Genomic DNA, 12,045 nt, shown 5'->3' on the forward strand with positions numbered 1-12,045 from the left:
AAGGAGGGCCGGATGCGACGTCTGCTGACAGTCCTGTCGCACGCGGGCGTGTGGCTCTACGTCGTGCTGCTCCTCGTGCCGGTGTACTACCTGGTCATCTCCGCCTTCAAGGACAACGTGGGCATCCTGTCCGCGCCGTTCTCCCCCTTCACCGGGCTGGAACTGGACAACTTCGGCAAGGCGTTCACCAATGCGACCCTCGGGCCCGCGCTGCTCAACCAGGCCTATGTCACGGCCGGGGCCAGCTTGCTGACCCTCGTGCTCGCCGTACCCGCCGCCTTCGCCCTGACCAGGTCGCGCGGACGGCTCGCCGTCCTGGTCGAGCGGGTCTTCGCGCTGGGCTTCCTGGTGCCGGGTTTCGCGTCGCTGGTACCGACCGTGATGTTGTCGATCATGCTGGGGCTCTTCCACACCCGCGAGTTCCTGATCTTCTTCCTTCCGGCCGGAGCCTTGCCGCTGTCGGTCATCCTGCTCACCCAGGCCATGCGGTCCATCCCGCACGACCTGGAGGAATCGGCGGTCCTCGACGGCGCGGGCAGCCGGCAGCTGCTGCGCTCGGTCTATCTGCCGCTGTCGATGCCGACCGTGGTCGTGGTGCTGATCCTCAACTTCCTGTCCTTCTGGAACGAGTACTTCTTCGCGCTGGTGATCGCCGGGCCGGACACCGCGGTACGGACCGCCCAGGTCGCGCTACCGACGCTCTCGCTGGCCAACGCCTCGCAGTACGGTGTGCTCGCGGCGGGCATCGTCATCACCCTGATCCCGGTCTACGTGCTGTATGTGTTCTTCGCCGACAAGATGGAAAGGGCGGTGCTCGCCGGTGCGCTCAAGGGTTGAGATCCGGGTGGCCCACCTGGGGTACGGCACGGCCGCGTCGAAGGCCGTGGTGCTGCGCGTCCCCGGTGGCGTCCTTCCGCAGCGACTGCTGCTGGTGTCCGGCGAGGCCGCCACGCCGCTGACCGCCGGGCCGGTGCACGAGGTGCCCGGCTGGAGCGGCGGTTCCTGGGCCCGCGTGGACCTCCCGGACGAGCTCCCGGCGGGGAGCTATGCCGTCCAGGCCGGTGACACGCTCAGCGACAGTTTCACCGTTGGCGACGACCAGGTGCAACGGCAGACCATGTCCGACGTCCTGGCCTACTTCAAGGCGATGCGCTCCAGCGGCGAGATCGACCGCAAGGACCGGCGGGCGGCCTTCTGGGGAGACGACGGCGGCGCCACGGTGGACGCGAGGGGCGGATGGCTGGACGCCAGCGGCGACACCAGCAAGTTCCTCAGCCATCTCACCTACACGCGCACGATGAGCCCGCAGCAGATCCCGCTGTGCGCCTGGGCGATGATGGTCGCGCGGGACGCGGTCGAGTCCCGGCACCCGCGGGTCGCGCGGTCGGTCGCGGCGCGGCTGCGCGACGAGGCACTGTTCGGCGCCGACTTCCTCATGCGCTTTCGCTCCGAGAAGGGTTACTTCTACACGGGCATCTTCGACGCGCTGACCAAGCGGCTGGAGGAGCGGGTCGTCACCGCACCGCTGCCCGAGTGCGTGCGCACCGACCGCTACCGGGCGGGGTACCGCCACGGCGGCGGCCTGGCCATCGCGGCCCTGGCCCGCGCCGCCACGCTGGACGACGAGGGTGACTTCAGCCGCGAGGAGTACCTGTCGGCGGCGGTGAAGGGCTTCCACCATCTGGAGGCGCACAACCGGCAGTACCTGCACGACGGCGCCGAGAACATCGTCGACGACTACTCGGCGCTGCTCGCCGCCGCGGAACTGGTGGCCGCCGGGGTGGAGGAGGCCGCGCAGGCCGCCCACCGCAGGGCCCGGGCCCTGACCGGCCGCTACACCACCACGCGAAACGGCCCCGGCTGGTTCGTCGCCGACGCCGAAGGAAGGCCGTTCTTCCACGCCGTCGAGGCGGGCCTGCCGGTGCTGGCCCTGATCAGGTACGCCGAAGTGCTGCCCGGCGCCGCCGAGGACGCCCTGGCCGTGGCCCGCCGGGCAATGCTGGACACGCTGGAGCGCACCCACGCCGTACCCAACCCCTTCGGCTACCCGCGCCAGCGCGTCCAGCCCGCGGACGGCGAACCCGCCGACGCCTTCTTCTTCCCGCACGCCAACGAGACCGGCTACTGGTGGCAGGGCGAGAACGCCACGATCGCCTCCCTGTCGGCCGCCGCCTCCGCCTGCGCGCGTCTTGACGGCCTCACGCCGCCGCAGCGCTCCCGGCTGGAGTCCTTCGCCGACGACCAGCTCGCCTGGATCACCGGACGCAATCCCTTCGACGCCTCGATGATCCAGGGCAAAGGACGCAACAACGTCGACTACGCCTCCGACTTCCCGAACCTGCCCGGAGGAATCGTCAACGGCATCACCTCCGGCTGGAAGGACGAGGACGACATCGCCTTCCTGCCCTCCGACGCGCCCGAGGGTGAGTCCTGGCGCTGGGCCGAGCAGTGGATCCCGCACACCGGGTGGTTCCTGCTCGCCGTCGCCACCGCACGCTGAAAGGACCTTGATCAATGACCTCCCGCATCACCTTCCGCGACGGCCAGGAGCGGCAGCCGCAGGCGCTCCAGGAGATCGCCGCCCACCTGCGCGAGCAACTGGCCGGGCCGCACGCCACCCGCCTGAGCGGAGCCCGGCGGCCGCTCTTCCTCGGCATCGGCGCCTCGTACGCGGCGCTGGCGGTGCCGGTGGAGCTGCTGCGCGAGCAGGGCGTTGCCGCGCAGCGGGCGCTCGCCTCGGAGGTCGGGCCCGCCGGGCGCGGCTTCGACACCGACCTGCTCATCGGCGTCTCCCAGAGCGGGCGCAGCCTGGAGACCATCGCGGCCTTCCGTGAGCTGGCCGCCGTACCCCGCGTGGCGGTGCTGAACGTCATGCCCTCCCCGCTGGCCGATCTCGCCGACCTCGGCGTCGGCCTGGGCAATCAGCCCGACTCCTATGCCTCCACGATCGGCTTCACCGGGACGATCGTCGCGCTGGACCTGATGGCCGAGCTGATCGCGGCCCGGCCCGCCGTGGCGGATCCGTGGCGGGATATCGCCGCGCAGGTGACCGGCGTGCGTTCGACGGCGACGGACGTGCTCGCGTCCGTACGCGAGCGGGCCGCCGGCTGCGTGGCGGCCGACGTCGTGGGGTCGGGGGCCTCCCGCGCCTCCGCAGAGGAGGGGGCCCTGCTGCTGCGCGAGGTCACCCGCATGCCGGCGGCGGCGTCCGCGACCCGCAACTACCTGCACGGCGAGATGGAGTCCGCCGGCCGCACACTGCATGTGATCTTCGGAGACGGGCGCGAGGTCGAGCTGGCCCGCTCCCTGTCCGAAGCGGGGCATCTCACGCTGCTGGTCACCGGCACGGCGGTCGAGCCGACAGCCGATCTCGCCGTCGTGTCACTGCCCGAGGCCGCCACCGGCGCGCGGATCGTGCTGGAAACCGTCGTGGTGCAGGAGCTGGTGGCCGCCCTCGCCGACGAGCGCGGGGTCGCCATCGAGTCCTTCGTCTTCGCCAACGACGACACCAAAGAGGGTGGCGTGGACCCGGCCGACTTCGCCATCGCCTCGCCGCGGGCGCAAAGCCGATGATCGCCGGGTTCGACGTCGGCGGCACCAAGACGCACGTACGGCTTGTCGAGGGCCAGAGCGTACGGCACGACCGCGTGGTCTCCTCCGAAGGCTGGTCGGCCCTGCCGGTCGAGCACGCCGCCTCCTGGTTGTGCGCGCTGCTGCCCGGCGAGCCTGTCGAGGCGCTGGTGGTCGGCGCGCAGGGATGCGAGGACCGTGCCCACTGCGCCGCCCTGCGCGACGCCTTGGTCACCCGCGTGCGGGCGCCGGTCGCCGTCGTCAACGACGCCGAGCTGCTCGTGCCGGCGGCCGGGCTCGAGCGTGGAGTCGCGTTGATCGCCGGTACCGGCGCCATCGCCGTCTACACCGACGGCGAGCACCTGATCCGCGCGGGCGGCTGGGGCTGGGTGCTCGACGACGACGGCAGCGCCTCCGCGCTGGTCCGTGAGGCGGCCAGGGCGGTCCTGGCCCGTGCCGACCGGGGTGAGGAGCCCGACGAGCTCGGCCTGATGCTGCTGGAGTCGACGGGCGCACCCGATCCGGCCGCGCTCGCCCACTCGCTCAGCTGGGGCACCGGTCCCGAGCACTGGGGACTGCACTCGCCCGCGGTGGTCGCGGCGGCGGCCGCCGGTTCCGCGGCCGCACGCCGGATCCTCGATGAGGGGGCACGGTCGCTGGCCGGGCTCGTGGTGACGCTCGCAGGCCGGGGCGTGCCGGTCGAGGACGTGGTGGTCGCAGGTGGGCTGGTGACCAATGTGCCCGAGTACTGGGCGGCGGTGCACCGGTTGCTCGAGCGGTGGCTTCCGGCCGCGAGGACGACGCTGCTCGACCGCCCGCCGGTCGAGGGGGCGATCACCCGGGCTCGGTGGCTGCTGGAGGGTGCCTGACGCGCCGCCGTCGAAGCCCATGCCCCGGGCGATGACGAAGACGCCGGGTCACAGCCGGACACGGCGCGCGCCAAGGCCACCGGAGAGCCGTTCGCCCGAGCGCCGGTACGCCGCGAACCGCCCTGGAACTCCCGCCGGAATGACTCGCGGTCCCGTTCGCGATCTGAAAGGTCGAGGTGAGCAGAACTCACCGGCCACGGCGGCCACGACCCGGTGGCCCCGGCTGTCACCCGCGCACGCTCAGCGAGGTGCGAGCGCGGATGGCGCACGCCAAGGCCACCGGAGAGCCGTTCGCCCGAGTGCCTACAGCGGCCCCACGGAAGGGATGTACGGCGAGGGCGTGGAGCGGGCGTCGGCGCCGGCCGGTGACGGGGCCGGGCAGAGGCGGTCCCGTCCGGGCAGTGCCCCGGTGGCCAGGAAGACGGCCATCGCCTCGTCGGCGCAGCTGCCCAGCCCGACGACGCCGTGGCCGCCCTGGTCGACCGTGATCATGACGGCTCGCCGTCCGAGCGCGGCGCGCAGGCCGCGGGCGCTCACCAGGGACGTGGAGGGATCGCGGGTGTTCTGCAGGATCAGCACGTTGCGCGGCCCGTGACCGGTCACCGTCACCGGCGGCTCCACCGGCCGGCTGTGCCAGGCCGCGCACGGCCAGAGGTTCGAGGGCATGCCCGCCGTCACCGGCCACGCCCGCCGGTCGGCCGCGACCTGCCGGGCGTGCAGCGCCACGCTGCGCGGCCAGGCCGCGTCATCGCAGACCACCGCGTAGAGCGCGGCGACGTGGTTGTCCGCCGGTACCTGCGCCGTCCCGGTGCCACCGCCGCCGGCCCTGCCGAAGGAGCCCAGCCGGTCCAGCCGCGCCAAGACGGCGGGGTCCGGAGGGGATCCCGAGGTGACAGCCGCGATCTCCTGCCAGAATTCGGCGATGGAGGGGAAGAAGCCGTCGAAGTAGAGTCCCGACCGAGTGATCTCGCGCAGGGCGTTGCCGTCGAGCACGGGGTTGTCCGGGTATACCAAGGGCTTTCGGTCCAGGGCCACGATCAGCCGGTCGTAGGTGCGCCGCACCTCCTCCGGTGTCGCGCCGAGGTGGTAGACGGCGTCCCGCTCGGCCGCGAAGGCGAGGAGGTCGGGCAGACGCACCGCGACCGCCTCGTTCCAGGTCCGCCACATGTCCCGCCATGCCAGGCCCGGATCGACGGCGCTGTCCAGCACGATCCGATCGCCGCGTCCAGGGAACAACGAGAGGTAGACGGCGCCCAGGTAGGTGCCGTACGAGAGACCGAAGTAGGACAGTTTCGGCTCGCCGAGCGCTGCTCGGATGCGGTCCATGTCCCGGGCCGTGTTGGCCGTGGTGATGAACGGAAGCAGGTCGCCGGAATGCTCGGCGCACGCGGCCGCGGTGTCTCGCGCGAAGGCGAGGTTGCGCTCGATGCCGCCGCCGGGCGCGGGGTAGGGCAGCAGCAGCGTGAACTGCTCCATGAGATCGAGGCCACAGGTGACCGGGGCGCTGTGGCCGATCCCTCGCGGATCGAAGCCGATCAGGTCGTACTGGTTCAGGACCTCGGGCGGCAGTACGACCGCCAGCCGGCTGGGCAGGTCCAGGCCGCTCCCGCCTGGGCCACCCGGGTTGGACAGCAGGATCCCGCGACGCGACCCGGGTTGCGCCGTGCCGATCCGGGAGATCGCGATCTCGATGCTCCGCCCGCGCGGGGCGCGGTAGTCCAGCGGCACCCGCAAGGTCGCGCACCGCTGGCGTGGGTCGCGCGTGATGCCGCCGGGCGCCGCCGGCGGGCACTCGCCCCAGGCCGGAGCCGCTCCCCCGGCTTCGGTCACCGCCGGCTCCGGCGCGCTGATCCGGACCTCGGCCGACGTGGGCGCGCCTGCCGCCACGGTGGCCATCATCGCCGCGGCGATGAACACGGTCAGTCTTGATCGCAGACTTAATCGCACTGATACCCCTTTTTCGATAGGAACAGATGCTTTCTCGATGGCTGTGAAATCGGCACCGCCGGGTACGCGGTCACGACGAGGCCGGTGCCGTTGCGCCGGACGTCAGAGCCGCCTGCACGATGCGGATCGCCTCGCCCGTGTCGATGCCGACGCTGGCGATCACGGCCGCGTAGTCGGCGGCGGCCCGGAGGGCCCGCTCCCGTCCCTCCTCTCCGGCGGCCGACACGAACGAGCCCGCCCGCCCGCGCGTCTCGATCAGCCCCGCCTCCTCCAGCTCCCGGTAGGCCCGGCCGACCGTGTTGACGGCCAGGCCGAGGTCGGCCGCGAGATGACGGATGGTCGGCAGCCGGGCGCCCACGGCCAGCGTGCGGTCCTGGATCTGCCGGGCGAACTGGGCTCGCAGCTGCTCGAACGGCGGCACCGGTGAGGCCGCGTCGATGACGATCATCAGGCGTTCACGACCCGCTGGGCCACCGTCGCGCACGACGGCGTCCTGGCACGGAGCACGATGTTCGCGGCCATGCACAGGATCAGGTAGGCGATCGCGGCGGCACCCCACCAGACGGGCGCGGAGCCGAACAACAGCACGAGGGGCAGCGACAAGTACACGCTCGGCATGCTGAGCTCGCGGGCGTCCTCGACACGCATGATGACGTCGACGGTCAGCGACTCCTCGTCCTCCGCCACGACCGGGCGCCGCAGCAGGTGGCGCAGTTGCATGATGAGGATGGCCGTCCCGCCGAGCAGGCCGATCAGCAGGACGACGGCCAGCTGCCGCACGGTGGGGTCGGGAACGGCCAGGGCGCTGCCGGCCAGCGCCATCGCACCGGCGAACATGGCGACCGCGAAGATGGCGTACGCCCGGCCGAGCACGACCCGCCAGCCGGGCTGGATCGGATGGGCCACCCTGCGCGACAACGTCGCGCCCGCTCGCTGGTCGACGCGTCGTACCCACCTGTCGAGCAGCGACTGTGCCAGCAGCAGCCCGGCCACCATCGCGGCCAGGGCCAGCCGCGACAGCGAGTTGCGCGGCGGAACGTCGCCGAAGGCGGAAACGGCGGCCAGCCCGCTCGCGATGATCAGCACGGCCGGGATGACATGAGCGGCGAGGTGGGCACGTCTCCGGACCGCCAGCCGCCTGGCCAGCAGCGGGGTCGGGCGGGCGTCGGCCAGGCCGTGCTGGGCCAGCCACCCGCCCGCCATTCGCAGATCGGCCGCACGCGCCGGCGGACCGGCGTCCGGTGACGGTTCGCGGGTCATGACATCTCCTTTGTCGCAAGCTTTGTAGCAAGATGATGCGTCATAGGTTGCGACAAAGTCAACGCCCTGCGGGCTCTCACCGTCCCGGCCCCGCAGGCTCTCACCGTCCCGGTGGCGCGAGCCCCGTCTCAGCGGCGCCCGCCTTCGCGGACCATCAGGTGAACGGCGGCGGCACCGTCACCGCCTCGGACATCTCCTACTCGGCGGCGGTGACTCCGAAGATGCGCGCAGCAGCGTGCGCCCCACCCGACCGCGGCGCCGGCGGCCTCCTCATCGGCTCTGGCCGACACTGACCTCGGCTGTTCAGCCGGGATTCGTCCTGAAGATCGCCGATACGGAAAGGTGCCTCCGACCTGCGATGATCTGGTTGCCTGGCTCACGAACTCGCAGAGAACGGATGCACCTTTCGGGTGAACGCCACGGCGTGGGACCGCCGCTTGTCTGTCCGCGAGGACGGCAAGGGGCACATCGGGCACGCGGAAAACTCCGCCGCACGGTCCGACTCACCGAAGGCGACTTCCCGCTGAGTCATCGAAGCCGGCTCTCGCGCCGAAGCGAGCGTTCGGGACGACACGTGGAACACCTTCACAGAGATGCTCTCGATTGCCATTCTTGGGGCGACGGACATCGCCGCACGTGTCGCCGTAGGCATCGGTGCGTGAATGGAAATGTCTCCGAGGAAGGATGAAGCCGGGATGCGGATCGGCGTACAGAAGAGCAAATGGCCGCTGCCAGGCACGAATACACCCAGGCCGGCGGCAGAATGGGACGCTCGAATTCTGGGCGCCGACGAGTTCGGTACCTGGCTGTTCAGCCGAGAAGGCGAGGTCCATCGAAAGGCCGACGGCACGTCGGTGATTCTCCCCAGCGACGGTGTGCAGTTGCTCCCACGCAATGGCTGGTGGGCGGCTTGGTGGTGGCGTAACGACCGCTGGATCGGCGTCGACATCTGCACGCCGCCGACTCTGAGCGTATCGGGGTGGAGTTATACAGACCTGGAACTGGATCTGGCGCGGTTCGCGGATGGCACTGTCCTGCTGGTCGACGAGGAGGAGTTCGAGCGGACCGTGGCCGAGTGCATGGTGCCCCAAGCCGTCATCACCGCGGCCCGAGCCGCGCCATCCGACCTGCAGGCCAGGCTGGCTACTGCTACCGAACCGGTCATCCCCGCGGGTTGGGAGTGGCTGGAACGAGCTTGACGAGCCGGGTCCACGGGCCACAGCCGTGCTGACTCGTGGACCGATGATGAAGCCAGGGGAACCTCAAGAAGGCGGAGGAGCACAAAAAGACCCACTTGAATTTGTCGCTTTTATCGCCTGTCGCCGCTCTCAAGAGCGCGGACCCTGATCGGACATCGGAAGCATCACAGGTGCCGGTCTCGAGGATCCGCCCGCAGAGCCTCAGAAACCCGCCTCCTGAGATCTTCCCACCCTTCTCCTTCATGTGAATGCTTTCCCTTCACGTGGACGCTCCTCCTTCACGTGAACGCAGCAAGTCGAGGGCCAAGGATCGAAGCTGGAGCTCCCCAGTCGCCCTGGAGCGCCGACGGTATACAGCTGGCAGAATCGAACCTCTCCGAACCTGGGAGACCTCCATCAACCCCGTCTCGCTCCCGGAGAACAGGCGTTTTCCGGATAACGCCGGCCTTTGATCACCAGTAAGGTGTGGGGATGACGACGAAGGCGTACGCGGCGCTCCTTCGGGGCATCAACGTGAGCGGCCACAAGAAGGTCCCGATGGCCGAATTGCGAGCGCTGCTCACCGAGCTCGGCCACGGCGACGTGCGCACCTATCTGCAGAGCGGCAATGCTGTCTTCACCAGTGCTCCGGGCGACGAGAAGGCGCTCGCGGCGCAGCTGGAGCAGGCCGTCGAAAAGCACTTCGGCTTCGGGGTCGATGTCCTGGTGCGTGATCACGCGTATCTGAAGGCGGTGGTCGACACCTGCCCGTTCCCCGCGGCTTCGCTCGAAGGCAGGCAACTGCACGTCACGTACTTCTCCGAGCCGGTCACCGCGTCGCGTTTGGCACCCCTCGACGCGGCGAGGTACCTCCCCGAAGAGTTCCGGCTCGGCGACCGCGCGCTCTACCTCTACACTCCGGACGGCCTGGGCCGCTCCAAGCTCGCGGAAACCCTGGCGAAATCCGGGCCTGCCGATGGCGTCATCGCCACCACCCGCAACTGGAACACCGTCACCAAACTGGTAGAGCTGACTCAGGCCCGCCCCGCCTGACCGAGGTCGGAGCCCGGGGGCCTGCGCGGGTGCCGCGCCATCGGCGTCCGGCGGCCAGGGTGACACGTCCGCCCCCGCCCACGCCGCGGTGACCGACGACTGCCTGGCCGTCCCCCGCCGCACCGGCATCGCCGTGTGGGGCGTCCGCGACCAGGACTCCTGGCGTGATACCTGATCGGCCGGCGGCCGGTGTTCGGCCTTTTCGATCACATGCCGGCCGCACTCGCCGGTATTGTGGGCACAGATGGTGTTAGCGCTAACGAACCACGTGCGCTCGGGCGAGGCACTACCCCGCGCGCACGCGATCGGCATCTCCCTCGAAGTACCCGGCCGGACAACGAAACGATTCAATCAGATCACGATGAGCAGCACTCTTTGGACACTCGATGTAGCTATGGGCTGTATACACCAGATGCAAGTTCACAGGGTCGCCTTCATCCGTAATTCATGATCATCGGCTTTGTCCGTCAGACGATCCCTGTGAGCGGCGAACCGATTGACAACAGGCTAGAGTGAGGCAAATTCGCGTTCCGTATCGACGGCCGCGTCGATACGAGCACATCTTCAAGGAGCACCAATGGTCGATTCCACCAACCGATTAAGTCCGCGGCCGGCCGACGCGAATGCGCTCGGCGCGCGAATCGACCCGACGATCCCTCACCCGGCACGCGTATACGACTACCTCCTGGGCGGCAAAGACCATTTCGCCGCCGACCGCGAGGCGGCGGAGCAGCTCGTCAAGGTTTCACCCGGCACGCGGGAAGGCGTGCGCGCCCATCGGGCGTTTCTCGGCCGGGCCGTACGCCATCTCGCCGACAACGCCGAGATCACCCAGTTCCTGGACATCGGCACCGGAATCCCCACGCAGGGGAACACCCACGAGATCGCTCAACAGGTCAATCCAGCAGCTCACGTGGCGTATGTGGACAACGATCCCATCGTCCTGGCTCATGGGCGCGCCCTGCTGGCGAGCAGCGAAGAGGGCATGACCACGGTGATCGAGGCCGATCTACGGGATCCGGACGGGATCCTGTCGCATCCGGAGATCACCAGAGTCATCGACTTCACCCGGCCGGTGGCACTCATCATGGCCGGCGTTCTGCACTTCATCACCGATGAGGAAGAACCCCATGGGTTGGTCGAGCGATACAAGGCGGCCGTCCCCTCGGGCAGCCAGATGCTTTTGTCGCACATCACGCTCGACTTCGCACCGAAGTTACCCAAGGAAGAATTCACCAAGCCCTATGACAAGGGTTCGGCGCCAATGGTTCCGCGAAGTCACGCGCAGGTGGAGAAATTCTTCCAGGACTGGACCATGGTGCCTCCGGGGCTCGTCGAAGTGGTCACCTGGCGACCGGACGAGAACGAATATCAAGAATCGATTCCCGGCGGCGGTCACGCTTGGGCCTACGGCGGCCTGGCCGTGAAACCGTAAGGTTTCGCGGGCGGCCATGTCGAATGGCCGCCCGCGCATCGGCCCGTGCCGAATGCCCCGACGTGCATCGACCCGCGCCGAATGCCTCGACGTGTTTACCGGACCAGGTCGATCCACAACCTCTGATGGACCGTCGCCGCGATCCGAGCGGACCACGGCGCCCAGCACACGGGCCTGACGGCCGGGGCGCCGTGGCGACCCCGGCCGTCAGGCCGTCATGGACGGTGCGGCGTCAGGACTGGCCGGCGAAGGTCCACTTCTGGTTGTTGCCGCTGTGGCAGGTGTAGAGCTGGATCAGGGTGCCGTTGGCGGTGCCGTTGCCGGTGGCGTCCAGGCACAGTCCGGACTGCACGCCGGTGATGGTGCCGTTGGTGTTGACGCGCCACTTCTGGTTGTTGCCGCCGTGGCAGCCGTAGATCTGGACCTTGACGCCGTTGCCGGTGCCGGCGGCGTCCAGGCACTTGTTGCCGTAGACCCGCAGTTCCTGCGCGGAAGTGGAGGCCCATTGCTGGTTGGGGTTGGTGTGGCAGTCCCAGATCTGTAGCTGGGTACCGTCGGTGGTGCTGGAGTTGGGCACGTCCGCACAACGGCCGGAACCGACGTTCCTGATCTGCCCGTTCCCGGAGGGCACCGTCGGTGTGACGGTCGGTGTGGGGGTCGGGGTCGGGTTGGGGTCGGCGGCGTTGAGGGCGTTGAGGACCGAGGTGTAGGCCGGCTTCTTGTTGCCCGAGCT

Annotated in this window: 11 protein-coding genes and 1 pseudogene; 8 read left to right on the top strand and 4 right to left on the bottom strand. The window is 69.7% G+C overall.

Going from position 1 to position 12,045, the window contains the following annotated elements; translation table 11 throughout:
- The first annotated feature begins 12 nt into the window (after nt 1-12).
- The 4 genes from AB0G15_RS35025 to AB0G15_RS35040 are packed head-to-tail and all read left to right on the top strand — an operon-like array spanning nt 13 to nt 4,439.
- Nucleotides 13-837 (top strand): carbohydrate ABC transporter permease, encoded by an 825-nt coding sequence (locus AB0G15_RS35025; protein ID WP_362848373.1) that lies wholly within the window; start codon nt 13-15, stop codon nt 835-837.
- A complete protein-coding gene (locus tag AB0G15_RS35030) occupies nt 821-2,500 on the top strand; it encodes a glycoside hydrolase family 9 protein (protein WP_362848376.1) in 1,680 nt (559 codons plus the stop codon). Before AB0G15_RS35025 ends, AB0G15_RS35030 begins: the two co-directional genes overlap by 17 nt.
- A 14-nt stretch (nt 2,501-2,514) precedes the next feature.
- Nucleotides 2,515-3,573: an SIS domain-containing protein gene (locus AB0G15_RS35035; RefSeq protein WP_362848378.1), complete on the top strand. Its 1,059-nt coding sequence runs from the start codon at nt 2,515-2,517 to the stop codon at nt 3,571-3,573.
- A complete protein-coding gene (locus AB0G15_RS35040; protein ID WP_362848381.1) occupies nt 3,570-4,439 on the top strand; it encodes a BadF/BadG/BcrA/BcrD ATPase family protein in 870 nt (289 codons plus the stop codon). The genes AB0G15_RS35035 and AB0G15_RS35040 overlap by 4 nt, the downstream gene beginning before the upstream one ends.
- 303 nt (nt 4,440-4,742) lie before the next feature.
- Here the strand turns inward: AB0G15_RS35040 and AB0G15_RS35045 are convergent, their stop codons facing one another.
- The 3 genes from AB0G15_RS35045 to AB0G15_RS35055 all read right to left on the bottom strand — a co-directional run bounded on the left by AB0G15_RS35045 (nt 4,743) and on the right by AB0G15_RS35055 (nt 7,646).
- The gene (locus AB0G15_RS35045; protein ID WP_362848384.1) at nt 4,743-6,356 is read right to left on the bottom strand and encodes an alpha/beta hydrolase; all 1,614 of its coding nucleotides are present in this window, start codon (nt 6,354-6,356) and stop codon (nt 4,743-4,745) included.
- A 100-nt stretch (nt 6,357-6,456) separates the two neighbouring features.
- Nucleotides 6,457-6,834, bottom strand: a complete 378-nt coding sequence (locus tag AB0G15_RS35050; RefSeq protein ID WP_362848386.1) for a GntR family transcriptional regulator — start codon at nt 6,832-6,834, stop codon at nt 6,457-6,459.
- The gene (locus AB0G15_RS35055; RefSeq protein ID WP_362848388.1) at nt 6,834-7,646 is read right to left on the bottom strand and encodes a hypothetical protein; all 813 of its coding nucleotides are present in this window, start codon (nt 7,644-7,646) and stop codon (nt 6,834-6,836) included. Before AB0G15_RS35055 ends, AB0G15_RS35050 begins: the two co-directional genes overlap by 1 nt.
- A gap of 695 nt (nt 7,647-8,341) precedes the next feature.
- On the opposite strand from AB0G15_RS35055, the gene AB0G15_RS35060 reads away from it, so the two are divergent.
- From AB0G15_RS35060 to AB0G15_RS35075, 4 genes and pseudogenes are all read left to right on the top strand, one after another.
- Nucleotides 8,342-8,845 (top strand): DUF402 domain-containing protein, encoded by a 504-nt coding sequence (locus AB0G15_RS35060; protein WP_362848391.1) that lies wholly within the window; start codon nt 8,342-8,344, stop codon nt 8,843-8,845.
- Between the two features lie 471 nt (nt 8,846-9,316).
- A complete protein-coding gene (locus AB0G15_RS35065; RefSeq protein ID WP_362848394.1) occupies nt 9,317-9,877 on the top strand; it encodes a DUF1697 domain-containing protein in 561 nt (186 codons plus the stop codon).
- A gap of 76 nt (nt 9,878-9,953) precedes the next feature.
- Nucleotides 9,954-10,052, top strand: a pseudogene (locus AB0G15_RS35070) (endo-1,4-beta-xylanase); the annotation flags it as partial.
- A 402-nt stretch (nt 10,053-10,454) separates the two neighbouring features.
- Nucleotides 10,455-11,312, top strand: coding sequence for an SAM-dependent methyltransferase (locus AB0G15_RS35075; protein ID WP_362848396.1), 858 nt, complete (start codon nt 10,455-10,457; stop codon nt 11,310-11,312).
- Between the two features lie 232 nt (nt 11,313-11,544).
- On the opposite strand, the gene AB0G15_RS35080 is transcribed toward AB0G15_RS35075, so the two are convergent.
- The coding region (locus tag AB0G15_RS35080; protein ID WP_362848399.1) for an RICIN domain-containing protein at nt 11,545-12,045 on the bottom strand (501 nt) is incomplete at its 5' end.

Origin of the sequence: Streptosporangium sp. NPDC023825, from assembly GCF_040639575.1 — a bacterium.
Classification (GTDB): domain Bacteria; phylum Actinomycetota; class Actinomycetes; order Streptosporangiales; family Streptosporangiaceae; genus Streptosporangium.

Excerpts from the sequence above, each read along its gene's own strand:
- AB0G15_RS35025 (WP_362848373.1), top strand. The coding sequence starts at position 13 with ATGCGACGTCTGCTGACAGTCCTGTCGCACGCGGGCGTGTGGCTCTAC.
- AB0G15_RS35035 (WP_362848378.1), top strand. The coding sequence starts at position 2,515 with ATGACCTCCCGCATCACCTTCCGCGACGGCCAGGAGCGGCAGCCGCAG.
- AB0G15_RS35040 (WP_362848381.1), top strand. The coding sequence starts at position 3,570 with ATGATCGCCGGGTTCGACGTCGGCGGCACCAAGACGCACGTACGGCTT.
- AB0G15_RS35050 (WP_362848386.1), bottom strand. The coding sequence starts at position 6,834 with ATGATCGTCATCGACGCGGCCTCACCGGTGCCGCCGTTCGAGCAGCTG.
- AB0G15_RS35055 (WP_362848388.1), bottom strand. The coding sequence starts at position 7,646 with ATGACCCGCGAACCGTCACCGGACGCCGGTCCGCCGGCGCGTGCGGCC.
- AB0G15_RS35060 (WP_362848391.1), top strand. The coding sequence starts at position 8,342 with ATGCGGATCGGCGTACAGAAGAGCAAATGGCCGCTGCCAGGCACGAAT.
- AB0G15_RS35065 (WP_362848394.1), top strand. The coding sequence starts at position 9,317 with ATGACGACGAAGGCGTACGCGGCGCTCCTTCGGGGCATCAACGTGAGC.
- AB0G15_RS35075 (WP_362848396.1), top strand. The coding sequence starts at position 10,455 with ATGGTCGATTCCACCAACCGATTAAGTCCGCGGCCGGCCGACGCGAAT.